A 23,207-nucleotide genomic window follows, 5' to 3' on the forward strand; every position below is an offset into this window, starting at 1 on the left:
TTGAGGATGTGTTCACGGATGCGGTGCGGTGAACGGCGGACGCACGACTGGCATATTCCGGGAGTCCGTCGGAGGTGTGAGTCCTCCCCTTCCGAGGGTGCCGGGCCGTCGTCCCTCACTCTCCGTGACGGTGGTTCCTTTCGGTGAGCGGTGCCGCGCTTCGGCATGTGCGCGTTTCGCTGCTCATGGGCGGTTCTGGGCCGATCACCGTGTCGATCAACAGCCTTGACTGCGCGAAGCGCGATGCCGTTGGGTGACCCACCTGCTGAGTTCTTTTGCGTAACTAGGGGTGGGGATGGTGAAGAGGCAGTGGGCGCGTCAGCGCGCCCGCAGCTCGACGATTGCCTTGTCGGCACTCGTCATGGCGCTGGGTCTTCCAGCGCCGGCGGTACTGGCGAACGGGCCGTCGGCGCAGGCGCCGTCGGCACAGAACACCAAGCTCGACGAAGGCCACCGCGCGCTCGCGGAAGCCAAGGAGTCGGGCAAGCGCGTGGAGGTCCGGGGAGAACGCACCGAGCGGGGAACGGTGTTCGCCAACCCCGACGGCTCCACCTTCACGCTCGAACAGTCCACGGTCCCGGTCCGGGTCGCCAAGCCCGGCGGAGGCTGGCAGACGCCGGACCCGACGCTCGTCCGCCGCTCCGACGGCTCGATCGGTCCCAAGGCGGCCTCGGCCGTCATGACCTTCTCGGGCGGCGGCTCCGCGGACCCGCTCGTCAGCATCGAGGAGCAGGGGCGCTCGCTGGAACTCGGCTGGCAGCAGGGCAAGCTGCCCGCACCCGTCATCGACGGAAGCAGCGCCCTCTACCGCGAGGTTCTTCCGGACGTCGATCTGAAGGTCACCGCCACGGTCGAGAGCTTCCAGCACGTCCTGGTGGTCAAGACGCCGAAGGCGGCCGCCAATCCGAAGCTGAAGGAACTCACCTTCGGCCTCAAGGCCAAGGGCCTGGCCGTTCGCAAGGGCGCCGCCGGCAACCTCAGCGCCGTCGACGGCACCGGGCAGACGATCTTCCGCGCGCCGCCGGCGCAGATGTGGAACTCGGCGGGTTCGTCCGCCGAGGCACCGGCCGCGCCGAAGCGTTCCGCCGGGAGTGCCGCGTCGGCGGGTTCGTCCGTCGAGGCACCGGCCGCGCCGAAGCGTTCCGCCGGGACCGCGGCGACGCAGGAGTCCGCGCCGGCCGACCCGTCCGAGACGAGGCCGTCCGGCAAGGGCCTCGCCCCCGGTCAGGGCGACAAGGTCAAGAGGATGCAGGTCAAGCTGGCCAAGGGCACGCTGTCCGTCGTACCGGACGCCGCCATGCTCGCCACGACCGACATCTCGGCCTACCCGCTCTTCATCGACCCGACAGTGACGTGGGGCGAGTCGGAGCGGACGCAGCTGCGCAGCGACGGCTACGAGTCGTACGGCTGGGGCAACGGCGACAAGGACCAGGGCCAGGGTGTCGGCAAGTGCGGCAGCTGGAACGGCTACTACTGCGGCCCCGGCTATGTGCAGCGCCTCTACTTCGAGTTCGCGCCCGACCAGCTCAAGGGTAAGCGCGTCCTCGACGCCACCTTCGCGGTGACCGAGCCGTGGGCGTTCCAGTGCGAGGACCGGCTGGTCGACGTCGTCCGCACCGACAACATCTCCTCCGCCACGACCTGGGCCTCCCGGCCCAAGGAGCTGGACTGGATGGTCGACCGATGGGTCTCGGCAGGACGCGGCTCCCTCTGCGACCCCGACTCCCCCGACGCGCCGATCGAGTTCAACGACAACCCGGAGGAGCCCAACGAGAACCTCACGCCGACCGTACGCGACTTCGCGGCCGGCAAGTTCTCCCGGCTCACGCTGCAGATCCGCGCCAACGACGAGTCCGACACGTCGGCCTGGAAGCGGTTCAAGAACGACGCCGTGCTCCGGGTCGACTACGTCGCCCTTCCGGCGTCGCCGACCGGCGTCGGCATCGTCGGCGGATCCGGCACGGTCTGCAGCACCAACGCCGCCGACCCGACGATCGTCTCCGACCCGACCCCCACGCTGACCTCGACGCCCCAGACCGCCGCCGGCGGTGAATCGGGCGCCAAGCTGAAGGCGTGGTTCCGTGTCGAGAAGCAGGCCGCGGACGGCACCTGGACACAGTCCGGGGTCCCCATCCCCAGCGGCGCCAACTTCGTCGGTGACAACGTCAAGGTCACGCACTCCTGGGGCACCACTCTCGCCGAGGGTCCGCTCCACCGGTACACCACGCTGACCCAGGTGTTCTACGACAGCGGTTCCCACGCGGGGTCCTCGGCCTACATGCCCCACTGCTACTTCAAGGTCGACGCGACCGCTCCCAAGGCCCCCACGGTGGCCTTCAACGGTCCGTACCTCGAATGCCTGCCCAACAACTGCACGGCCGCCGGGGCTCCCGGCGTGGCCGGTGACTTCACCTTCGGCCCCGCCGCCGGTGACACCAACAAGCAGTACGAGTACCGGCTGGCCCCCACCACCACGTGGACGACGCTCGCCGACGGGGTCCTGAAGGCGACCGTCAAGCCGCCGTCCTCGGGGACCTACGTCCTGGAGGTGCGCGCCAAGGACGGCCTGGGCCGCGCCGGCTCCACCAAGGCGGTCTCGTTCAAGGTCGCCACCGGCGCCGACCCCGTCGGCCGCTGGAACTTCGCCGAGAGCTCCGGTGCGGCCGTGGACAGCGCCCCGACGGGCGGCACCTCCAACGCCACGCTGACCGGCGGGGTGAACAGGGACGACCGTGGCCGCCGCGGCCTGATCACCCACGACGACCAGGGCGTGCCGCTGGCAACCCCGGTCACGGACAAGGGGCTCGGCTTCGACGGCACCAACGGCTACGCGGCCACCGACGGCCCCGTCGTCGGCACCGGTTCGTCGTACACCGTCTCCACCTGGGTGCGTCTGGAGGACGGCACTCGCACCAACACGGCCCTGAGCCAGGACGGAAGCATGACGCCCGCCTGGTACAGCGCCTTCTACCTCGGCTACCGGTCGGACTCGAAGAAGTGGGAGCTGCGCACCTCGCCGAAGGACGCGACGGACGGTGACATCAGCAACCAGATCGTTCAGTCCAAGCGCCCGGCGGCGCTCGGCGTCTGGACGCACCTGGCCGCCGTCTACGACAACGACGCCAAGGTGATCAAGCTCTACGTCAACGGTGAGCTCCAGGGCACGGACACCGTCGCCCAGTCGTGGGTGTCGACCGGCCGGCTCCAGGTCGGGCGCGTCTGGTGGCGCGGCGCGTACTACGACTACTGGAAGGGCTCGGTCGACGAGGTCGCTGCGTGGCAGCGCACCCTCAACGACTCCGAGATCGCCGAGGAGGCCCGGCTCACGCTGCCGGGCGGCATGACGGGCGTGGAGCTCGTCGCCGGCTGGTCCGCGACCGGCGCCTCCGGTGCCACCGTCGCCGACTCCACGTCGGGCTACGGCCGGGCGCTGACCCTGGCGGGCGGCGCGGCCGTCTCCGGCGAGGAGATCGTCCTCGACGGCGTGGACGACGCGGCGACCGCCGCGGGCCCGATCGTCGACGACATGGGTTCGTTCACGGTGTCGACGCAGGTCGCGGTCGACCGCGACAAGGCGCTGGGGAAGGCTGACGGCTACGTCGGCCAGGTGGTCGGCCAGCGCACGGCCGACGGCTCCGCCTGGGGTCTCTGGTTCAAGAAGACCGGCAGCAAGACGGTCCTCAACGAGGACACCATGGAGGAGGAGACCGTCCCGGTCGGCTACTGGTTCTTCGGCCGGCTGAACACCGACGGCACCTTCTCGGCGGTGCAGTCGGACTCCGAGGCGGTCCTCGGGGCCACCGTCCGTCTGACGGGCATCTTCGACGCCCAGAGCGGTGAGATCGCGCTCCGCGTCGGCAGCTCGCAGAACGGCGCCTGGAAGGCGTACACCGCCCAGGCCGGCACCGGCGAACTCGCCGTAGGCAAGGGCATGACCGGCGCGGCGTGGAAGCACTTCCTGCCGGCAAAGGTCGCCGACGTACGGATCTGGGTCGGCGCGATGAACAACGAGAACCAGATCGAGGCTCAGATCGGCTCCTGACCGGAACCGGCCCGACCCATGTCACGCCTCGAGCGTCCTACGGACCTACAGCCACCCCTGCCGACGGGCCGCCCGGACCGCCTCCATGCGGTTGCGGGTGCCTGTCTTGCCGATCGCCGAGGAGAGGTAGTTGCGGACGGTCGACTCCGAGAGGTGGAGGGTCGTCGCGATGTCCGCGATCGTCGCGCCGTCCACCGAGGCCGCCAGGGCGTCCCGTTCGCGCGCCGTCAGAGGGTTCGGGCCCGCGCTGAGGGCGGCCGCGGCGAGGGCCGGGTCGATGACCGTCTCGCCGCGGAGGACCTGGCGGATCGCGTTCGCCAGGTCCTCGACGGGACCGTCCTTCACCAGGAAGCCCGCCGCGCCCGCCTCCATCGCGCGACGGAGGTAACCGGGGCGGCCGAAGGTCGTGAGGATGAGGACCCGGCAGTCGGGGACCTCGTCGCGCAGGTCCGCGGCGGCGTCGAGGCCCGAGCGCCCGGGCATCTCGATGTCCAGGAGCGCGACCTCCGGCCGGCTCTCCAGCGCCGCGTCCACGATCTCGTCGCCCCGGCCCACCTGGGCGACGACCTCGATGTCGGGCTCCATGCCCAGCAGCAGCGCGAGCGCGCCCCGCATCATGCCCTGGTCCTCGGCGAGAAGGACTCTCACGGACTTCGCCGGGCGGTGGTCCTGCGGCATCTCGTTCACGAGGAACAGCGTAGGTCGGCCGCCCCGTTGAGGCGCGTCCGGCGGGCGGGCCGGCAGCCGGCCTCGCACGTCAGCACGGCTGCACCGCTTCCCGCGATGCCCGAGGCTCCACAGGGAGCTCGGCGGTGATGCGGAACCCTCCGCGCGGCGCCGGTCCCGAGTCGAGGGTGCCGCCGGCGGTCGCGAGGCGCTCGCGCAGGCCCTTCAGACCGCTGCCCGTGCTGCCGGCCGAGGCGCCGTGGCCGTTGTCGGTGACGGTCAGGCGCACCCGGTCCGGGGCGCCGCCGACGTCGATCGTGCAGCGGGTCGCGCCGCTGTGGCGCAGCGCGTTGGTGACCGACTCCCGTACGACCCAGCTCAGCAGCGCCTCCGTCGCGCTCTCCAGGGGTGGGCCCGACTGGCGGACCACCGGCTCTATCCCGGCCGACGACAGGGCGTCGCGGGCCCGGTCCAGCTCGGTGGCGAGGCTGCCCTCGCGGTAGCCCGTGACGGCCTCCCGGATCTCCGTGAGGGCCTGGCGTCCCACGGACTCGATGTCGGCGACCTGCGCGAGCGCGGCGTCGATGTCGCGCGGGGCGAGCCTGCGGGCCGCCTCCGACTTCACCACGATCACCGAGAGTGTGTGGCCGAGCAGGTCGTGCAGGTCCCGGGAGAACCTCAGCCGTTCCTTCTCGACGGCCGTCCTGGCCAGCTCCTGCCGCGTCGCGCGCAGTTCCCGGACCGTCTCCGACAGGGCGAGGATGGCGGCCGTCACCATCGCCGAGATGAACGTGCCGTACGCCACGTTGATCGCGCCCCAGCCGTCCCGTATCCCTGCGACCACGGCCGCCGTCACGCAGAGCGGGAAGACCACCTGCGGCAGTCGCCGGCCGCGGGTGACCGACCCGGCGGCCAGGCCGAGCAGCGGGAAGTAGAGGAGATACGGACCACCGTAGGCGATGCCCAGCCCGAGGGTGATGGCCGCCATCGCGGCCAGCAGCCACCATGTGGTGGCGGATTCGCGCTTCCTGCGGTCGAAGGCCCGGAAGACGACCGCGATGTAGAGCGAGTTGAAGGCGAGCAGCCCCAGGCCGGTGATCAAGGGGTTGGACGACTTGCCCTGGATCAGGTGGGACACCGCGCCCATGCCCATCAGCAGCCAGGGCACCATCGACAGTCCGTTGGGCGGACCCATCCCCTCGGGTCCCCACTCCCTCTTCCCCTTCTTGCGCATGGTCCCCCTCCTCACGCCGTCCTGGCCGAGCGACGGTACGAGACCGTCGCGTACACGCCGAACAGCATGGCCCACGTCCCGATCACGGCGATCACCGCGAGGCCCGGGGCCGTGCCCTCAGTCAGCGCCCGGCCGAGCTCGGCGAAGCGGTTCGTCGGGGTGTAGGAGGAGATCTCGCGCAGCCAGCCCGGGAACAGCTCCGTCGGGAACCAGAGCCCGCCGACGACCGCCAGGCCGAGGTTGCAGCCGACGTTCACGACGCCGGTGGTCTGGGCGGAGAGCCGGTAGCCGTTGCCTATGCCCAGCAGGGTGAAGGGGAGCGAGCCGAGCCAGAGGGCGACGGCGACCGCGGCCCACTGCCAGGTGGCCTCCAGCCGCACCCCGTTGACCAGTGCCCCGGCGAGCAGGACGGCGGTGATGGCGGGCAGCACGATCACCGAACCGGTCAGCGCACGGCCGGTGACCACCTGGCGCGGGGTCATCGGAGTGACGCGCAACTGGCGCAGCCAGCCGAGGGACTTGTCCTCGGCGACACCTGTGCCGACCGAGAGGGCCGCGCCCAGGGCTCCGTACGCCGCCATGCCGACCATGGAGGCGGTCTTCCACTCGGCCTCGTCCGTGCCGAGGTTGGTGAAGAGGAGGTACATCAGCACCGGCATCCCGATCCCGAAGATCACGAACCCGGGGTCGCGCAGGGTGCGGCGGACTTCCAGCCGTACGTACTCGGTGATCATCGGGCCGTCTCCAGGGTCGGTCGGGTGAGGGTCAGGAAGGCGTCGTCGAGGGAGACCGGGGCGACCTCCAGGCGCCGTATCGCGTCCTTCGCGGCCAGTGCGCGGACGGTGGCGTCGGAGTCGGCGGTGTGCAGCCGGGCGCGGTCGCCGCGTATCTCCACGGAGGTGACGCCGGGGAGGAGCGTCAGCCCGTCCGTGGGCCCGCCGGCCAGGTCGAAGGAGACCAGGCTGCCGCCTGCGGCCCGCTTCAGCTCCTCGCTCGTGCCGTCCGCGAGGACCCGGCCCCGGTCGATCACGACGATCCGGTCGGCGTGGGCGTCGGCCTCCTCCAGATAGTGCGTGGAGAACAGGACCGTGTTCCCGCGGCGCGCGGAGCCGCGCATCGAGTCCCAGAACGCCTGCCGGGCCTCGACGTCGAGCGCGGCCGTCGGCTCGTCGAGCACGATCAGCTCCGGGTTGCCGGCCAGCGCCACGGCGAACCGCACGCGCTGCACCTGGCCGCCGGAGAGCCGGTCCACACGCCGGCCCGCCAGCTCGGTCAGTCCGGCGAGCCCGAGGGCCTCGGCCACGGGCAGCGGGGACGGGTACGTCCGCGCGACGAACGAGACGAGCTCGCGGACGGTGACCCGGGGGACCGGCCGGCTCTCCTGGAGCATCGCGCCGACCCGGCCGGCCTCGACCGCCCGGGCGGGAGCGGCCCCGAAGAGGGAGACCCGGCCGCCGTCGGGGTCGTCGAGTCCGAGCAGCAAGCCGATCGTGGTGGACTTGCCGGCGCCGTTGCGCCCCAGCAGCGCGACGGTCTCGCCGCGCCGGACGGTCAGGTCGATGCCGTCCACGGCGCGCACGCCGCCGTACGTCTTGGTCGTGGCCTCGAAGACCACCGCGGGCTCGTTCGTCATGCCATCGAAACTACGGACCGCCACCCCTCCCGCGGCAGGAGTGAATGTACGGACCTCGTAGGGACAAATGTCCTGCCCCCGCCTCAGGCCCGTGACCGCCCCCTTCGCCCGGCCCGTCACCCCGTCCTTCGCCCGGCCCTCGTCCGCCCCCTCGCCCCTGCACCGTAACTGACATACCGTCAGGAGTGCCCGTCCCGAGGGCTTCTCAACTCTCCCCCGCTCGGCTATACATGAGGATCACCGACCTAGAACGCGTTCTAGAACGGGCGCGTACGGGACGGTCCCGCACGGCCTCGGTGCGGCCGACGGTGCGGACGGCCGCACCGAGGTCTTCCACTCGTCGAGGATCCTCACGGATCTCCAAGGAGCAGCATCCCCATGCCCATTGATGCCGCCAAGGCCGTCGCCGCCGAGCCCCGCAGCGCCGAGATCACCTGGGGCCACAAGGACGTCCAGCTCTACCACCTGGGACTGGGCGCCGGCACCCCGGCGACCGACCCCGACGAGCTCCGCTACACCCTCGAATCCAGGCTCCACGTCCTGCCCAGCTTCGCCACCGTCGCCAGCGCCGGCATGGGGGTCGTCGGCGGGCTCTCCGCGCCCGGCGTCGAGGTGAACCTCGCCGCCGTCCTCCACGGCGGGCAGGCGATCACCCTGCACCGGCCGCTGCCCGCGCAGGGCAGGGCCGTCACCACCTCCCGCGTCGCCGCCGTCCACGACAAGGGCAAGGCGGCCGTCCTCGTGCTGCGCTCCGAGGTCGCCGACGACGACGGCCCGCTCTGGACCAGCGACGCGCAGATCTTCGTACGGGGAGAGGGCGGCTGGGGCGGCGACCGCGGCCCCTCCGAGCGCCTCGAACTCCCCGACCGCGACCCCGACAAGACCGTCGAGCGGCCCGTACGCGAGGACCAGGCGCTGCTCTACCGGCTCTCCGGCGACTGGAACCCGCTCCACGCCGACCCCGAGTTCGCCGAGCTCGCCGGCTTCGACCGGCCGATCCTCCACGGACTCTGCACGTACGGCATGACCCTCAAAGCGGTGGTGGACACGGTGCTCGGCGGCGACGTCGCCCGCGTCCGTTCGTACCGCACCCGATTCGCCGGGATCGTCTTCCCCGGCGAGACCCTGCGTATCCGGATGTGGACCGGGGACGGCCGCGTCCAGGTGTCGGTCACCGCCGTGGAGCGCGAGGACGCTCCCGTGCTCGCCGACACCCTCGTCGAACATTCGTGATTGGAGCCCGCACCATGCGCGCAGCCGTACTGCACGAGATCGGCCAGGACAAACTGGAGGTCCTCGACGACGTCGAGGCGGTGGGCTTCGGCCCCGGCAAGGTGAAGATACGGGTCAGGGCGACCGGACTGTGCCACTCCGACGTCTCCGCGATGAGCGGCGTACTGCCGCAGCCCGCCCCCTTCATCCCCGGCCACGAGGGCGCGGGCGAGATCATCGACGTCGGCGACGGCGTCACCGGGCTGAGCGAAGGGCAGCGGGTGCTGCTCTGCTGGCTGCCCGCCTGCGGGGTGTGTCCCGCCTGCAAGCGCGGCCAGACCCAGCTCTGTCTGGCCGGGTTCATGAACGCCGGTACCCCCAACTTCCGCAGGCCCGGAGGGGAGGTCTTCGGTTTCGCGGGGACCGGCACGTTCACCGAGGAGGTCGTCGTCGACGCCGGCTGCGCCGTCCCGATCCCCGACGACGTGCCCTTCGACATCGCCGCCCTCATCGGCTGCGGCGTCACCACCGGGCTCGGCGCGGCCATCAACACGGCGAAGGTGGAGGCCGGTTCCTCGGTCGCCGTCATCGGCTGCGGCGGCGTCGGCATCTCCGCGATCCAGGGCGCCAAGCTCCAGGGGGCCGCCCAGATCGTCGCCGTCGACCCGGTCGAGTCCCGGCGCGAGGCAGCCCTGCGCTTCGGCGCGACGGAGGCCGTCGCCCCCGACGCGCTCGGCGACGCCAAGCAGCGAGTCACCGCCGGAGAGGGCTTCGACTACGTCTTCGAGGTCGTCGGCAGGTCCTCGACCGCCCGGACCGCGTACGAGACGACCCGGCGCGGCGGCACGCTCTGCGTCGTCGGCGCGGGCGCGCTCGACGACTTCCTGCAGCTCAACATGTTCGAGCTGTTCTTCGACGAGAAGCGGATCCTGCCGTCGATGTACGGGGGCGGTGACGTGCTGCGCTCGTACGAGCGGGCCATCGCGCTCTGGCGGGCCGGCCGGATCGACCTGGAGTCCCTGATCACCCACCGGGTGCCGCTCTCCGGGATCAACGAGGCGCTGGAGCAGATGCGTACGGGTGTCGCGCTGCGCACCTGCATCGAGATCTGAGAGGACGCGAACCGATGTCACTCCCTCTTGAGGGACTGTCCGCGATCGTCACCGGCGCCGGCCGGGGTCTGGGCCGGGCCGAGGCGCTGGAGCTCGCCCGGCTGGGCGCGGCCGTCGTCGTCAACGACTACGGGCAGCCGGGGCGCGACGGCTCCGGCGAGGCCTCCGCCACCCCCGCCGAGGAGGTCGCCGCGGAGATCCGCGCGGCGGGCGGACGGGCGGTCGCGCACCTGGGCGACGTCGCCGACTTCGACGCGGCGCGGGGCCTTGTGGACCTGGCGGTGGGCGAGTTCGGGAAGCTGGACATCCTGGTCAACAACGCGGGCATCCTGCGGGACCGGATGGTCTTCTCGATGAGCGAGGACGAGTGGGACTCGGTGATCCGGGTCCATCTGAAGGGCCACTTCAACACCACGCACTTCGCGGCGGTGCACTGGAGGGGCCGGGCGAAGGCGGGGGAGTCCGGCGTGTACGGCCGGATCGTCAACACCTCGTCGGAGGCGTTCCTCGCCGGTTCCGCGGGTCAGCCGAACTACGCGGCGGCCAAGGGCGGGATCGTGGGGCTCACGACGTCGACGGCGCTCGCGCTCGCGAAGTACGGCGTCACGGCCAACGCGATCTGCCCGCGGGCGCGGACCCGGATGACGGAGGACGTCTTCGCGGGATTCGCGGAGCCGACGGAGGGTGAGCTGGACGCGCTGGCGCCGGAACACGTCGCACCGGTCGTGGGCTACCTGGCGTCCCCGGCCGCAGCGGCCGTCAACGGCCAGCTGCTCGTCGTGCACGGCGGGATGGTCGCGATCGTGGAACGCCCGAGGGTGGCGGCGAAGTTCGACACCGCGAAGGACGCGTTCACGTACGAGGAACTGGACGGGCTGCTGTCCCCGCACTACGCGTCCCGCCCGGCGGGCGAGACGTTCGCGGCGGCGGAGGTGCTGGGCCTGAAGCGGGGCTGAGGCGAGGCTGAGGCAGGCCTGAAGCGGGGCTGAGGCGAGGCTGAGGCGGGCCTGAAGCGAGGCTGAGGCGGGCCTGACGAGGCTGAGGCGCGCCCGAAGCGGGGCTGAGGTACGCGAAACGCCGAACAGCCCCGGGGAATCCCCGGGGCTGTTCGGCGTGGCAGCGATGACTGCTCCGCGCTCACCGCTTCGCGTGTACCCGCCTGTGCTGCTCTGCGTGTACCGCTCCTTGATGACTGCTCCGCGTCGGCTAATGCTCGCCGTCGCGGCGGTGGCGGCCGTGAGGGGAGGACGTGGAGTCCTCCGACGGCGCCGCCTCGCCCCGGTGCTTTCCGGAGCCCTGCGGCTCCGTGCCGTCCGTACGCGCTTCCGACATGGTGGAACTCACCCCGTAATGATTGCTGTTGTCGTGCGGCCGAGAGTCTAACCAGCGGCCTTACGGTCTGCGAGGGGTGCCTGCTGGAGCGGGACCGGGCGGCATACCTGCGGCTCGACGCCGATCGTGACCTCGGCCGGCTCCGGGTCCGGCGGGACGTCCAGACCGACGATTCCGCAGGGCGTCTCGGAGGTCGTGTACGGAAGCCTCAGCACGCCCTCCGCGGTCCACACCCCCGACCCTGCCAGCCAGCCCACCGGAGCCGCAAGCTGGTGCATCCGGCGCTCCGCGGGGCGCCACATCCCCACCCAGCTCCCTGCCGCCGCGTCGATCCGCAGCGCGACCGCGCAGCTCTCCGGCACCAGCACCTGTCCCGGCTGTACCGCGAAGGGGGTCACCGCCGCGTCGTCGAGCCGCAGGCACTCGGGGAACCGGACCGGCAGCAGACTGCCGAGCACGCCCCAGCCGAGCCGCTCGTGACCGGGGGAGGGGGCGTCGGAGCGGATGAGGAGCAGTCCGCTGTCCGGATCGGCCGTCAGCAGCCGGTCGTTGCTCTCCTCGGTGATCTGGAGCAGCGGCGTCACCTCGCCCCCGCGCTCCAGGTCGACCGCCACCGCCTTCACCGGTCCGTCGTCGAGGCTGCGGTCGAGGGCGAGCATCCGCCCCGTACGGTCCAGCCAGACGCCGCCCGTGCAGCGGCCCTTGACCTCCGCGACCTGCTCGGGGCCGAACGCCCCGCCCGCCACCAGCCAGATCGTGGTGGTGTCCGCGCCGACGCACATGGCGTACCCGCAGATGCCGTCCGGGGAGGGCGGCAGAAGGACCAGTTCGTCGGACTCGACGGCGCCCAGGGACAGTTGGCCCGTCCCGGGGCCCGTCGGGTAGAGCAGGGAGAACGTGTGGCGGCGGCCGTCCACGCGGCGGCCGATCAACACCCGTCCGTCCGCGAGCGGAAGCAGCTGGGTGTGGGACTCCTCGGGCTGGTCGAGCGGCAGCGGTACGGCGTACGGCTCCGGTCCGTCGAGCGTCCAGCGCTCCGCGTACAGGGCGTCCCCCGTGCCGGCGAGCCGCGCCGCGTACGCCCCGTTCGCCGTGATCGTGAACCGCGCCGGCCGCACCGCGCCGCCGCCGTTCGTCGTCTCCTCGATGGCACAGGCTGTCATCGACTCGTCACCTCCGGCCACCGAAGCTAGTTTTCGCACTTCCTGCCGAACAACACGAGCCCGGTCACTTCACACATAAGGGTGGCCGTGAATCGATTCTGCTGAGGGCAGGGGGCCGGTTGTGCTGGAGAGATGAGTGGTGCATAAGGTAAGGCGATCCTAAGTGGAGCCTGGGACTCCGGCTGTGGGGCCCGTTCCGCGCAGCTCCCGGACCGGTCGCGTCGCTGTCCGGGACCGGCCCGAGAGCCGGCCGTGGACCGGTTCACCCGTCGCTCGCGCGCCGGTTCCACCGCGGGTCCGAGCCGCCGTCCCCGTACCCGTACAGGAGAAGCCCCATGTCCCTCCGCCGTCGCGGCACCGCCGCCGCCGTCGCACTCGCCGCCGCTCTCTCCCTCGCGGCCTGCGGAAACGGTGACGACACCTCGGGCGCCGCCTCCGGGAAGAAGGAGGGCGCCGCCAAGAAGGACGTCGCCACGGGCGGCAAGGACTTCGGCGACGCGGCCGCCAAGACCGCGGCCATGGGTACGGACGCCCGGCCCGGCCAGTTCCCGCGCACCCTCACCCACGCGCTCGGCACGACCGAGATCACCGCCGCCCCGAAGCGGGTCGTCGTCCTCGACGTCGGCGAGCTCGACAACGTCGTCTCGCTCGGCATCAAGCCCGTCGGATACGCCCCTTCCGAAGGGGACGATGGCATCCCCACGTATCTGAAGAAGGACGCCGGAGCCTCCAAGTCCGTCGGCACCATCAACAACCTCAACCTCGAGGCGATCGCCAACCTGGAGCCCGACCTGATCCTCGGCAGCCAGCTTCGCGCCGCGGACAAGTACGACGAGCTGTCGAAGATCGCCCCCACCGTCTTCTCCATCCGCCCCGGCTTCACCTGGAAGGAGAACTACCTCCTGAACGCCGCGGCCCTGGACAGGACCGCCGACGCGAAGGCGAAGCTCGCCGCGTACGAGACCAGGGCGAAGCAGCTGGGCACGGACATCGGCCCGGACAAGCCGTCCGTCTCGATGGTCCGTTACCTCCCGGGCAAGATCCGCCTCTACGCCAAGGCGTCCTTCATCGGCACCATCCTCGAGGACGCGGGCCTGCCCCGGCCCGCGAACCAGCGGATCGACGACCTCGCCGCCGAGATCAGCCCGGAGAAGATCGACCAGGCCGACGCCGACTGGATCTTCACCGGTGTGTACGGCGACCCGAAGGCCACCAGGCGCGACACGGCCCAGGCCAACCCGCTGTGGAAGAACCTGACGGCGGTCAAGGCCGGCCGAGCCAAGGACGTCCCGGACGAGACCTGGTACCTGGGCCTCGGCGTGACGGCGGCGAACAGCGTCCTCGACGACCTGCGCGCCGACCTCGTCAAGAAGTAGCGACGCGACCTCGCGCGGATGCGAGGACGCGACCTCTCGCGCAGGCGACGACCCGAACGCGCAAACGCACGCGGACGCGACGACGCGACGACGCGACGACGGGAACGCCCGACGGCGCGAACGCCCGACGGCGCGAACGCGCGACGACGGGGCGCGGTGGCCCGTCGTGGTTGTCCACAGGCAGGACGGCGCGGCACGCAGGCCAGGTAGCCTTGCCTCCGTGCCCCGTCTGTCTGAAGTCATCGCCGCGCTCGACGCTCTCTGGCCGCCCGAGCGGGCGGAGCAGTGGGACGCCGTCGGCACGGTCTGCGGCGACCCCGACGCCGAGGTCACCCGCGTCCTCTTCGCGGTCGACCCCGTCCAGGAGATCGCCGACGAGGCGATCGCGCTCGGGGCCGATCTGATCGTCACCCACCACCCCCTCTATCTGCGGGGTACGACGACGGTCGCGGCCTCGCACTTCAAGGGCCGCGTCGTGCACACGCTGATCAAGCACGACATCGCCCTGCACGTGGCGCACACCAACGCCGACACCGCCGACCCCGGAGTCTCGGACGCCCTCGCAGGCGCCCTCGACCTGCGGATCACCGGCCCCCTGGTCCCCGAGAACAACCTCGGCCGGATCTGCGAGCTGGACCACCCCGAGACGCTGGGCGAGTTCGCGGCCCGTGCCGCCAAGCGGCTCCCCGCCACCGCGCAGGGCATCCGGGTCGCCGGAGACCCGGGGATGACCGTCCGCCGGGTCGCGGTCAGCGGCGGTTCGGGCGACAGCCTCTTCGACGCCGTACGGGCCGCGGGCGTGGACGCCTTCCTCACCGCCGACCTGCGCCACCACCCGGTGTCCGAGGCCACCCAGCACGCGCCGATCGGCCTGGTCGACGCCGCGCACTGGGCCACCGAATGGCCCTGGTGCGAGCAGGCCGCCGCCCAGCTCGACGAGATTTCCGACCGCCACGGCTGGGACCTGCGTGTCCACGTCTCGAAGACGGTCACCGACCCCTGGTCCTCCCATCACACCTCCCCTGGAGCCCCCAACTGAACGCCGCGCCCGCCGACCAGATCCGACTCCTCGACGTCCAGGCCCTGGACGTCCGTCTCCAGCAGCTCGCCCACAAGCGCAGGTCGCTGCCCGAGCACGCCGAGATCGAGTCGCTGAACAAGGACCTCACGCAGCTGCGCGACCTGCTCGTCGCCGCGCAGACCGAGGAGAGCGACTGCGCCCGCGAGCAGACCAAGGCCGAGCAGGACGTCGACCAGGTCCGCCAGCGCGCCGCGCGGGACCAACAGCGCCTGGACTCCGGAGCGGTCTCCTCCCCGAAGGACCTGGAGAACCTCCAGCGCGAGATCACCTCGCTCGCCAAGCGCCAGGGCGACCTGGAGGACATCGTCCTCGAGGTCATGGAGCGCCGTGAGTCGGCGACCGAGCGGGTCGCCGAGCTGACCGAGCGGTCCTCCGCCGTCCAGGCCAAGGCCGACGACGCGACCGCCCGCCGCGACGCGGCGCAGGGCGAGCTGGACACCGAGGCGGCGTCGGTCGGCAAGGAGCGCGAGCTCGTGGCCGGTTCCGTCCCCGCCGACCTGCTGAAGCTCTACGAGAAGCTGCGCGAGCAGCAGGGCGGCGTGGGCGCGGCGCGGCTGTACCAGCGCAAGTGCGAGGGCTGCCACATCGAGCTGAACATCACCGAGCTGAACGAGGTCCGGGCCGCCGCCGCGGACACGGTCGTACGGTGCGAGAACTGCCGTCGGATCCTGGTTCGCACGTCGGAGTCCGGCCTGTAATGACGGCCGTCAGGGAAGTCGTCGTCGAGGCCGACGGGGGCTCCCGGGGGAACCCGGGGCCCGCCGGATACGGCGCGGTCGTCCTGGACCCGGTGACCGGCGAGACGCTCGCGGAGCGCGCCGAGTACATCGGGGTCGCCACGAACAACGTCGCCGAGTACAAGGGCCTGGTGGCCGGGCTCAAGGCGGCGCGTGAGCTGTTCCCCGACGCCGCGGTACACGTCCGGATGGACTCCAAGCTGGTCGTCGAGCAGATGTCCGGCCGCTGGAAGATCAAGCACCCGGACATGAAGCCGCTCGCGGCCGAGGCGGCCCGGGTCTTCCCCGCGAGCCAGGTCCGTTACGAGTGGATCCCGCGCGAGAAGAACAAGCACGCGGACCGGCTCGCGAACGAGGCGATGGACGCGGGCAAGCGCGGCAGGCAGTGGGAGCCTTCCGCGTCCTCGGCGGCCCTGGACGCCTCGGCGGCGCGCAGCGCGTCGGCGGCGCCCTCGGGCCCTCCCGGCGACGCGACGGCGGGCGCGGCCCGCGCGAGGGCGGCACTCGCAGGCACGGGTACGGGTACGTCCTCCGGTGCGCGTGCGGGCTCCGGCACGGGTGCGTCCTCCGGCACGCGTACGGGCTCCTCCGGCGCGGGTGCCCCGGCGGCCGACGGTCTGTTCGCCGCCGACGAGGCGATCGCGGCACAGGCGCGCGCCTCCCTCGCGGCGGCCGCCACGGCCGAGCGCGAGTCCGCCGCGAGCGGCGACTTCGAGGCCGAGGCCGGTGTCCGCGGCCACGAGCCCGCACCGGCCGCGCCCGGATGGGGGGCGCCCGACATGGGAGCGCCGGCCACGTTCGTCCTGCTCCGGCACGGCGAGACCGCACTCACGCCCGAGAAGCGGTTCTCCGGGAGCGGGGGCTCCGACCCGGAACTGTCCGCCGCCGGGCTGCGTCAGGCCGACGCCGTCGCCGCGGCGCTCGCCGCGCGCGGGACGGTCCAGGACATCGTCAGCTCGCCGCTCAAGCGGTGCCGGCAGACGGCCGAGGCCGTGGCCGCCCGGCTCGGACTCGACGTACGGATCGAGGACGGCTTGCGCGAGACCGACTTCGGCGCCTGGGAAGGACTGACCTTCGCCGAGGTGCGGGAGCGGTACGCCGACGACCTGGATGCCTGGCTCGCCTCGCCCAAGGCCGCCCCGACCGGCGGCGGCGAGAGCTTCGCGACCGTCGCGCGGCGCGTCTCGGCGACCCGGGACCGGCTCACCACCGCGTACGCGGGCCGGACCGTTCTCCTCGTCACGCACGTCACGCCCGTGAAGACGCTGGTGCGGCTGGCCCTCGGTGCCCCGCCGGAGTCGCTGTTCCGGATGGAGCTCTCGGCGGCCTCGCTGTCGGCCGTGGCGTACTACGCGGACGGCAACGCCTCCGTACGGCTCCTGAACGACACCTCGCACCTGAGGTGACCGAAGCGCCCGGGGCGACCTGACCGGACCGAGAGGTGCGGGGCCGCGGAATTCCGTGGCCCCGCACCCGCGTCCGTAGCAGCATCGTCGCCATGACATGGCACATCACCGAGGACGCCGACGCCTTCCGGGCCGAGGCCGCCGGCTACTTCGCCGCCGACCCCGCGCGCGCCACCATGCTGCTCACCATCAGCGAGGGCGCCCGCAGGCGGCCCCACGCTTCCGCGCGGTACGGCTGGTGGACCGAGCCGGACGGCGGCCGGGTCACCGGCGCCTTTCTTCTCACGCTGCGCGACGAGCCGGCCCTCGGCCCGATGCCGGACGTGGCTGCCCGGGCTCTGGCGCATGTCCTCCCGGAAGTGGCCGAGGTGAGGACCGTGCGCGGCGAGGAGGAGACGGCGGAGGCGTTCGCCGGTGAGCTGTGCCGGGGGTCCGGCCGGTCCTGGACGACCACGCGCCGGATGAGGCTCCACCGGCTCGGCGACCTCACGCCACCGCACCCCGCGCCGCCGGGCCGGGCGCGGAGGGCGGGCGTCGCGGACATCCCGCTCGCGGTGGAGTGGATGCGGCACTACGCCCGTGACATCGGCGAGGACGACGACGTCGACTTCACCCCGAACGTCGAGCCCCGGGTCGCCGAGGGCAGGCTCCACCTCTGGGAGACCGACGACGCCGGACCGGTGTCGATGGCGGGCGTCACGCCGGTCGTCGCGGGCCAGGCCCGGATCTCAGCCGTGTTCACGCCCGCCGGCCGTCGCGGCCGGGGATACGCCGCCGCCGTCACCACCGCGGTCAGCCGGACGGCCCTGGACGAGGGCGCCGAGCAGGTGCTGCTCTTCACCGACGTCGCCAACCCCACGAGCAACGCGCTGTACCGGCGGCTCGGGTACCGCCCCGTCATCGACCACGTGGGCCTGACGATCTCGTGAGCCCAGGATCCTGAAGCCCCGTCAGCGCCCCCGCAGCTCCGCCCCGTCAGCGCGCCCGCAGCTGCGCCGCCTCGCGTGCCAGGGACTCCACGCGCGCCCAGTCGCGGGCGGCGAGGGCGTCGGCGGGCAGCATCCACGTACCGCCGACACACCCCACGTTGGGAAGCGACAGGTACGTCGGTGCCGAGCCCGGGGAGATGCCGCCGGTCGGGCAGAACCGGGCCTGGGGGAGCGGGCCGGAGAGCGACTTCAGGTACGGGACGCCGCCCGCCGCCTCCGCCGGGAAGAACTTCATCTCGCGCACCCCGCGCTCCAGGAGCGCCACGACCTCCGAGGTGGTCGAGACGCCCGGCAGGAACGGCACGCCCGAGGACCGCATCGCGTCCAGCAGGCTCTCCGTCCAGCCGGGGCTCACCAGGAAGCGCGCCCCCGCGCCGACCGCGTCCGCGACGCCGGCCGGGGAGATGACGGTGCCCGCGCCGACGACGGCGTCCGGGACCTCGGCCGCGATCGCGCGGACCGCGTCCAGCGCCGCGGGGGTCCGCAGGGTCACCTCGATCGCCGGCAGGCCACCGGCGACCAGGGCACGGGCCAGCGGTACGGCGTCGGCGGCGTCCTCGATCACCACCACCGGGACGACGGGGGCGAGGTCGAGGACGGAGGGCAGCGCGGAGGTCATGGACGCCATCCTGCCCGTGCGCGACAACCTGCGCAACGACCGTTGCGCAGAGCGCAACGGCTCGGGTTCGACCCCCGTCACGGCCTCCGCGTCGCCCCTAGTGGATCTCGTCCACCAGCACGTCCAGCACCCCCGCCTTTCCCTCCTCCACCACGTACTTCAGGTCCCGCAGCGCCTTCACCAGCTCCGCCGGGTCCTTCGGCGCCGCGCCCGCCTCCAGCAGGCTGCGCACGATCCGTCCCTTGGTCGCCTTGTTGAAGTGGCTGACCACCTTCCGTGTCGGCGCGTGCAGCACCCGGACCGTCGCCGTCCGTGCCGCCACCTCGCCCTTCGGCCGCCACGCCGACGTGTACGCCGAGGACCGCAGGTCCAGGACGAGGCCGTCCCCCGCCGCCTCCGGCATGACCGTCGCCATGGCGCCCCGCCAGTGCGTGCCGAGCGCCCCGAGCCCCGGCAGCTTCACACCCATCGAGCAGCGGTACGACGGAATCCGGTCGTCCACCCGCACCGCGCCCCACAGCCCCGAGAACACCAGGAGCGACGCCCGCGCCCGCTTCCGCGCCGCCGCGTCCAGCGTGGCCAGGCCCAGAGCGTCGTACAGCACCCCGGTGTAGATCTCGCCGGCCGGCCGGGCGCCCGCCGTGCGCAGCTCCACGTTCTTGGCGATCTCGCCGCGCAGCCCCTCGCTCAGCCCGAGCACCTCGCGCGCCTTCTCCTCGTCGGCGGCGCACAGCTCGACCAGCTCGTCCAGGACAGCCGCCCGTGCCCCGGCCAGGCCCGGCAGCGACAGGGACTCCGGCTTGAGCGGCGCCCCGCGCCCCGACGCGGCCTTACCCTCCGACGGCGGCAACAGCACGAGCACGGTGGTTCTCCTTCGTACGTTCAGGGGCTGGGGGTGCGGCCCCAGAGCGTTCAGCGTACAAAGTGCCGGGCCCCGCCCCCCGCCATACGCTCGGTCCATGCCCCGCCGCCACATCCACGTGACCGGCGCAGCCGAGGCTCCGCTGCGGGCCGCGCTGCGCGCACTCCGTACCGAGCCGGCGATCCCCGACGCGTTCCCACCGGACGTCCTCGCCGAGGCGGAGGTGGTGGCCAAGGCGCCCCGCCTCCCCGGCCACGACGCCACCGACATCCCGTTCTTCACGATCGACCCGCCGGCCTCCACCGACCTCGACCAGGCCATGCACCTGGCCCGCCGCGCCGACGGCGGCTACCGCGTGCACTACGCGATCGCCGACGTGGCCGCCTTCGTCGCCCCCGGTTCCGCGCTCGACGCCGAGGCCCACCGCCGGGTCCTCACCCTCTACTTCCCCGACGGCAAGGTCCCTCTCCACCCCGCCGTCCTCTCCGAGGGCGCCGCGAGCCTGCTGCCCGGCCAACCGCGCCCCGCGCTGCTGTGGCGGATCGACCTCGACGCCGAGGGCCGCCGGGTCGCCACCGATGTGCGCCGCGCTCTCGTCCGCAGCCGCGCCAGACTCGACTACGCCGGCGTGCAGGCGCAGATCGACGCCGGCACCGCCGAGGAACCGCTCGCCCTGCTCGAGGTCGTCGGCAGGCTCCGTGAGGCCCTCGAGGCGGAACGCGGCGGGATCTCCCTCAACGTGCCCGAGCAGGAGATCGTCGCGCAGGACCACACATACGCCCTGGCCTACCGCGCCCCGCTGCCCGCCGACGGCTGGAACGCCCAGATCTCGCTCCTGACCGGCATGGCCGCCGCCGACCTGATGACCGCCGCCGGCACCGGGATCCTGCGGACGCTCCCCACCGCGCCCGTCGGCGAGGTCGCCCGGCTGCGCCGCTCCGCGCACGCACTGGGCGTCGACTGGCCGCACCACGTCTCGTACGCGGACGTCGTCCGTCACACCGACCCCACCAACCCCCGCCACGCCGCCTTCCTGCAGGAGTGCACGACCCTGCTCCGCGGCGCGGGCTACAGCGTCTTCACCGACGGCGGCATCCCGACGCCCGCCGTCCACGCCGCCGTGGCCGACGAGTACACCCACTGCACCGCGCCGCTGCGCCGGCTGGTCGACCGGTACGCGGGCGAGCTGTGCCTCGCGGCCGTCGCGGGCGAGGAGCCGCCGGAGTGGGTACGGGCCGCGCTTCCCACCCTCCCCGACGAGATGGCGACCGGCTCGCGGCGCGCCAACACCATCGAGCGCGAGGCCGTCGACATCGTCGAGGCGGCGCTGCTCGCCGGGCGGATCGGCGAGACCTTCGACGCGTACGTGATCGATGTGAGGGAGCACGAACCGGCCGTCGGGACCGTCCACCTCGACGACCCCGCGGTCGTCGCCCGGATCGAGGGGGGCACCGCGCCGCTGCCGCTGGGGGAGTGGCTGCGGGTCCGGCTCACGCAGGCGGACCCGCTGTCGGCGAAGGTGCGGTTCGCCCCGGCGTGAGCGTCTGCGCGGTCACCGGCACCGTGCCGGGCGCCGTGACCGGCACCGTGCCGGGAGCCGTGCCCTGCGCCCTCACGTCGTCCTGCGCCGGGACCGCCTGCGCCGTGCCGACGTGCGCCGTGCCGGCCTGCGTCGCGTCGTCCTGCGCCGTGGCCGCCCCCGCCGGGACCGCGCGGGTGAGGGCCCGGTAGAAGGCGCGGGCGTCGTCCGCGTGGCAGCGCACGATCCGCACGGCCCGGGGGCCGCCCAGGAACCGGGGTGCGTCGACCGGCTCGGTCAGCTCGATGGTGACGGAGGTCTGCGAGGCGACGGCGAGGTTCAGCTCCCCTTCCGTCTTCTCATGGGTGAACCGCAGCTCGTGCCGGACGGCGGCGATCAGGCCGAGCGGGATGTGCAGGTCGATGTGCGCGGCCTGCCGGAGGCGGAGCGTGTCGGCGGTGAGGATGTGCGGCCGGGTCACGGAGGCCGCGTGGATCCCGAGGACGAACAGGATCCCCGAGTACACGTCCAGGACCAGCACGATCGCGTGGGCGACGGGCCGGTCGGCGAGCAGGTACGACATGCCGACGGTCTCGACGAGGCAGACGAACGCGAAGCCGTACATCAGGGCGGCCTGGTCGCGGGCGTGCGGGAACACCTGGTCCCCGGGGCGCACGCCGGCCCGGTGCCGGGCCACCCACAGGCCGAGGCTCGCCAGCAGCCGCAGCTCGTGCCCGATGAGCCGGAGCACGGGTACGGGTACCAGTTCGCGCAGGGCCTGCCGCGTGGAGAGCCCGCGACGCCGGAGGCCGGCGTACGCCACGAGACCGGCGAGGGCGAACAGAACGGTGAGGGCCTCGGCGGCGGCGAGGACGGGCATCGGTATCCGCACACCGGCGACGAGACAGACCGCGAGGACGAGCTCGGCGGGCAGGGCGGTGTACGCGACGCCGCGCAGGAGCCGGATCAGGGCGGTCACGGGGCACGCTCAGCGACCAGCCGGAGGGCGTGGAGGACGGCGGCCGACTGGGCGGGGGAGAAGTCGCCGAAGAAGGCCTCGGCGAGCTGTCCCGGCGGTACGCCACCCTGCTCGCCGAGCTGGGCGGCGACGGAGTCCGGCAGCAGGTCGGCGAGGGCCTGTCCCGTCTCGGCCACGCGCGGGTCGTCCCGGTCCGTGTCTGCGAGGGCGTCGAGGCGGGCGTACACGTCGTGGGCGCGGGCGACGGCCTCCGGGTCCGTGGTCATGGCGCGCATCGTGGCGAGGAGCCGTGTCCGCTCCTCGTCCGGTGCGACGGTGTCGAGGAGGGCGAGGATCTCGCGGTCCATGACGGCCATGGGCGACTCCGGGACCTCTCCCAGGCCCGCGAACAGCTCGGCCAGTTCGGGCGAGACGGGGCCCTCGGCGGTCAGCCGTCCGGCCCGCGCCTCCCCGAGCAGCTCGGCGAGGCGCTCGCGCCGCTCACGGATCACGGCCTCCTGCCGGGCGAGGTCGGCGTCCAGCTCGCCGAGCACCTCCACCAGCTCCCGCCCCTCGTCGTCGGCGAGCACGTCCCGCACCTCGTCGAGCCCGAGGCCGAGCTCGGTCAGCCGCCGGATCCGGGCGAGCTGGACGGCGTCCCGGATGCCGTACTCGCGGTAGCCGTTGGGCAGCCGTACGGGCTCGGGAAGCAGCCCGAGATGGTGGTAGTGCCGCACCGCCCGCGGGGTGACCCCGACGAGCGCGGCGATCTCGCCGATTCGCATGAGGCCAGTAGAAACCCTGACGCTGCGACAAGGTCAAGCAGGCGCCGGGCGGCGGGTAGCATGGTCGGCACGGCAGACGAGCCGGGCGGGCGGCCGCGTGGGGATCCTCGGATCCTCCCGAGGAACGTCCGGGCTCCACAGGGCAGGGTGGTGGCTAACGGCCACCCGGGGTGACCCGCGGGACAGTGCCACAGAAAACAGACCGCCGGGGACCTCGGTCCTCGGTAAGGGTGAAACGGTGGTGTAAGAGACCACCAGCGCCTGAGGTGACTCAGGCGGCTAGGTAAACCCCACCCGGAGCAAGGTCAAGAGGGGTCGTCCTCGGACGATTCTGCGCGAACGATCGAGGGCTGCCCGCCCGAGTTCGCGGGTAGACCGCACGAGGCCGGCGGCAACGCCGGCCCTAGATGGATGGCCGTCACCCCGACGACCGCGAGGTCCCGGGGTACAGAACCCGGCGTACAGCCCAGCTCGTCTGCCC

20 protein-coding genes and 1 other RNA gene are annotated in these 23,207 nt (G+C 72.7%); 11 read left to right on the forward strand and 10 right to left on the reverse strand.

What is annotated here, in order from left to right:
- The first annotated feature begins 295 nt into the window (after window positions 1-295).
- A complete protein-coding gene (locus ACFVGW_RS17905; protein WP_385852640.1) occupies window positions 296-4,042 on the forward strand; it encodes a LamG-like jellyroll fold domain-containing protein in 3,747 nt (1,248 codons plus the stop codon).
- Between the two features lie 45 nt (window positions 4,043-4,087).
- Here ACFVGW_RS17905 and ACFVGW_RS17910 read toward each other — a convergent pair whose 3' ends face one another.
- The 4 genes from ACFVGW_RS17910 to ACFVGW_RS17925 form a co-directional block, all read right to left on the reverse strand.
- Window positions 4,088-4,720: a response regulator gene (locus tag ACFVGW_RS17910; RefSeq protein ID WP_385852700.1), complete on the reverse strand. Its 633-nt coding sequence runs from the start codon at window positions 4,718-4,720 to the stop codon at window positions 4,088-4,090.
- Window positions 4,721-4,799: 79 nt separating this feature from the next.
- Entirely contained in the window at window positions 4,800-5,942 is a 1,143-nt protein-coding gene (locus ACFVGW_RS17915; protein WP_385852641.1) for a histidine kinase, read from the reverse strand.
- Between the two features lie 11 nt (window positions 5,943-5,953).
- A complete protein-coding gene (locus ACFVGW_RS17920; RefSeq protein WP_385852642.1) occupies window positions 5,954-6,676 on the reverse strand; it encodes an ABC transporter permease in 723 nt (240 codons plus the stop codon).
- Entirely contained in the window at window positions 6,673-7,575 is a 903-nt protein-coding gene (locus ACFVGW_RS17925; protein WP_385852643.1) for an ATP-binding cassette domain-containing protein, read from the reverse strand. Before ACFVGW_RS17925 ends, ACFVGW_RS17920 begins: the two co-directional genes overlap by 4 nt.
- Before the next feature lie 378 nt (window positions 7,576-7,953).
- Here ACFVGW_RS17925 and ACFVGW_RS17930 point away from each other — a divergent pair, with 378 nt between their 5' ends.
- The 3 genes from ACFVGW_RS17930 to ACFVGW_RS17940 are packed head-to-tail and all read left to right on the forward strand — an operon-like array spanning window position 7,954 to window position 10,855.
- Window positions 7,954-8,808, forward strand: coding sequence for a MaoC/PaaZ C-terminal domain-containing protein (locus ACFVGW_RS17930; RefSeq protein ID WP_385852644.1), 855 nt, complete (start codon window positions 7,954-7,956; stop codon window positions 8,806-8,808).
- 14 nt (window positions 8,809-8,822) lie between these two features.
- Window positions 8,823-9,899, forward strand: a complete 1,077-nt coding sequence (locus ACFVGW_RS17935) for a Zn-dependent alcohol dehydrogenase (protein WP_385852645.1) — start codon at window positions 8,823-8,825, stop codon at window positions 9,897-9,899.
- A gap of 14 nt (window positions 9,900-9,913) precedes the next feature.
- Window positions 9,914-10,855, forward strand: a complete 942-nt coding sequence (locus ACFVGW_RS17940; protein WP_383294154.1) for a 3-oxoacyl-ACP reductase — start codon at window positions 9,914-9,916, stop codon at window positions 10,853-10,855.
- A gap of 250 nt (window positions 10,856-11,105) precedes the next feature.
- Here ACFVGW_RS17940 and ACFVGW_RS17945 read toward each other — a convergent pair whose 3' ends face one another.
- Together ACFVGW_RS17945 and ACFVGW_RS17950 are read right to left on the reverse strand one after the other, a co-directional pair.
- A complete protein-coding gene (locus ACFVGW_RS17945) occupies window positions 11,106-11,243 on the reverse strand; it encodes a hypothetical protein (protein ID WP_352188321.1) in 138 nt (45 codons plus the stop codon).
- Between the two features lie 35 nt (window positions 11,244-11,278).
- The gene (locus ACFVGW_RS17950; protein ID WP_385852646.1) at window positions 11,279-12,394 is read right to left on the reverse strand and encodes a hypothetical protein; all 1,116 of its coding nucleotides are present in this window, start codon (window positions 12,392-12,394) and stop codon (window positions 11,279-11,281) included.
- Between the two features lie 335 nt (window positions 12,395-12,729).
- Here ACFVGW_RS17950 and ACFVGW_RS17955 point away from each other — a divergent pair, with 335 nt between their 5' ends.
- The 5 genes from ACFVGW_RS17955 (at window position 12,730) to ACFVGW_RS17975 (ending at window position 17,923) form a co-directional block, all read left to right on the forward strand.
- A complete protein-coding gene (locus tag ACFVGW_RS17955) occupies window positions 12,730-13,770 on the forward strand; it encodes an ABC transporter substrate-binding protein (RefSeq protein ID WP_385852647.1) in 1,041 nt (346 codons plus the stop codon).
- Between the two features lie 220 nt (window positions 13,771-13,990).
- Complete coding sequence (locus tag ACFVGW_RS17960; protein ID WP_352188255.1) at window positions 13,991-14,809, forward strand: Nif3-like dinuclear metal center hexameric protein; 819 nt, start codon at window positions 13,991-13,993, stop codon at window positions 14,807-14,809.
- Complete coding sequence (locus ACFVGW_RS17965) at window positions 14,806-15,549, forward strand: zinc ribbon domain-containing protein (RefSeq protein ID WP_385852701.1); 744 nt, start codon at window positions 14,806-14,808, stop codon at window positions 15,547-15,549. The genes ACFVGW_RS17960 and ACFVGW_RS17965 overlap by 4 nt, the downstream gene beginning before the upstream one ends.
- Window positions 15,549-16,994 (forward strand): bifunctional RNase H/acid phosphatase, encoded by a 1,446-nt coding sequence (locus ACFVGW_RS17970; RefSeq protein ID WP_385852648.1) that lies wholly within the window; start codon window positions 15,549-15,551, stop codon window positions 16,992-16,994. The genes ACFVGW_RS17965 and ACFVGW_RS17970 overlap by 1 nt, the downstream gene beginning before the upstream one ends.
- 92 nt (window positions 16,995-17,086) lie before the next feature.
- Entirely contained in the window at window positions 17,087-17,923 is an 837-nt protein-coding gene (locus tag ACFVGW_RS17975; RefSeq protein WP_385852649.1) for a GNAT family N-acetyltransferase, read from the forward strand.
- A 46-nt stretch (window positions 17,924-17,969) separates the two neighbouring features.
- On the opposite strand, the gene ACFVGW_RS17980 is transcribed toward ACFVGW_RS17975, so the two are convergent.
- Both ACFVGW_RS17980 and yaaA read right to left on the reverse strand, forming a co-directional pair.
- Entirely contained in the window at window positions 17,970-18,602 is a 633-nt protein-coding gene (locus ACFVGW_RS17980; protein ID WP_383294168.1) for a bifunctional 4-hydroxy-2-oxoglutarate aldolase/2-dehydro-3-deoxy-phosphogluconate aldolase, read from the reverse strand.
- 97 nt (window positions 18,603-18,699) lie between these two features.
- A complete protein-coding gene (gene yaaA, locus ACFVGW_RS17985) occupies window positions 18,700-19,464 on the reverse strand; it encodes a peroxide stress protein YaaA (protein ID WP_385852650.1) in 765 nt (254 codons plus the stop codon).
- Between the two features lie 97 nt (window positions 19,465-19,561).
- Between yaaA and ACFVGW_RS17990 the strand changes: the two genes are divergently transcribed.
- Window positions 19,562-21,004: an RNB domain-containing ribonuclease gene (locus ACFVGW_RS17990; RefSeq protein ID WP_385852651.1), complete on the forward strand. Its 1,443-nt coding sequence runs from the start codon at window positions 19,562-19,564 to the stop codon at window positions 21,002-21,004.
- On the opposite strand, the gene ACFVGW_RS17995 is transcribed toward ACFVGW_RS17990, so the two are convergent.
- Window positions 20,955-21,962, reverse strand: coding sequence for a hypothetical protein (locus ACFVGW_RS17995; RefSeq protein WP_385852652.1), 1,008 nt, complete (start codon window positions 21,960-21,962; stop codon window positions 20,955-20,957). The genes ACFVGW_RS17990 and ACFVGW_RS17995 overlap by 50 nt on opposite strands.
- Window positions 21,959-22,726, reverse strand: coding sequence for a MerR family transcriptional regulator (locus tag ACFVGW_RS18000; protein WP_385852653.1), 768 nt, complete (start codon window positions 22,724-22,726; stop codon window positions 21,959-21,961). The genes ACFVGW_RS17995 and ACFVGW_RS18000 overlap by 4 nt, the downstream gene beginning before the upstream one ends.
- Before the next feature lie 77 nt (window positions 22,727-22,803).
- Between ACFVGW_RS18000 and rnpB the strand changes: the two genes are divergently transcribed.
- Window positions 22,804-23,204: RNase P RNA component class A (gene rnpB / locus ACFVGW_RS18005), an RNA gene on the forward strand.
- The last annotated feature ends 3 nt before the right edge of the window (window positions 23,205-23,207 follow it).

The organism is Streptomyces sp. NPDC127129 (assembly GCF_042671585.1).
Lineage (GTDB): Bacteria > Actinomycetota > Actinomycetes > Streptomycetales > Streptomycetaceae > Streptomyces.

Excerpts from the sequence above, each read along its gene's own strand:
- ACFVGW_RS17935 (WP_385852645.1), top strand. The coding sequence starts at position 8,823 with ATGCGCGCAGCCGTACTGCACGAGATCGGCCAGGACAAACTGGAGGTC.
- ACFVGW_RS17930 (WP_385852644.1), top strand. The coding sequence starts at position 7,954 with ATGCCCATTGATGCCGCCAAGGCCGTCGCCGCCGAGCCCCGCAGCGCC.
- ACFVGW_RS17950 (WP_385852646.1), bottom strand. The coding sequence starts at position 12,394 with ATGACAGCCTGTGCCATCGAGGAGACGACGAACGGCGGCGGCGCGGTG.
- ACFVGW_RS17905 (WP_385852640.1), top strand. The coding sequence starts at position 296 with ATGGTGAAGAGGCAGTGGGCGCGTCAGCGCGCCCGCAGCTCGACGATT.
- ACFVGW_RS17970 (WP_385852648.1), top strand. The coding sequence starts at position 15,549 with ATGACGGCCGTCAGGGAAGTCGTCGTCGAGGCCGACGGGGGCTCCCGG.
- ACFVGW_RS17955 (WP_385852647.1), top strand. The coding sequence starts at position 12,730 with ATGTCCCTCCGCCGTCGCGGCACCGCCGCCGCCGTCGCACTCGCCGCC.
- ACFVGW_RS17925 (WP_385852643.1), bottom strand. The coding sequence starts at position 7,575 with ATGACGAACGAGCCCGCGGTGGTCTTCGAGGCCACGACCAAGACGTAC.
- ACFVGW_RS18000 (WP_385852653.1), bottom strand. The coding sequence starts at position 22,726 with ATGCGAATCGGCGAGATCGCCGCGCTCGTCGGGGTCACCCCGCGGGCG.
- ACFVGW_RS17940 (WP_383294154.1), top strand. The coding sequence starts at position 9,914 with ATGTCACTCCCTCTTGAGGGACTGTCCGCGATCGTCACCGGCGCCGGC.
- ACFVGW_RS17915 (WP_385852641.1), bottom strand. The coding sequence starts at position 5,942 with ATGCGCAAGAAGGGGAAGAGGGAGTGGGGACCCGAGGGGATGGGTCCG.
- ACFVGW_RS17910 (WP_385852700.1), bottom strand. The coding sequence starts at position 4,720 with ATGCCGCAGGACCACCGCCCGGCGAAGTCCGTGAGAGTCCTTCTCGCC.
- ACFVGW_RS17990 (WP_385852651.1), top strand. The coding sequence starts at position 19,562 with ATGCCCCGCCGCCACATCCACGTGACCGGCGCAGCCGAGGCTCCGCTG.
- ACFVGW_RS17920 (WP_385852642.1), bottom strand. The coding sequence starts at position 6,676 with ATGATCACCGAGTACGTACGGCTGGAAGTCCGCCGCACCCTGCGCGAC.
- ACFVGW_RS17975 (WP_385852649.1), top strand. The coding sequence starts at position 17,087 with ATGACATGGCACATCACCGAGGACGCCGACGCCTTCCGGGCCGAGGCC.
- ACFVGW_RS17980 (WP_383294168.1), bottom strand. The coding sequence starts at position 18,602 with ATGACCTCCGCGCTGCCCTCCGTCCTCGACCTCGCCCCCGTCGTCCCG.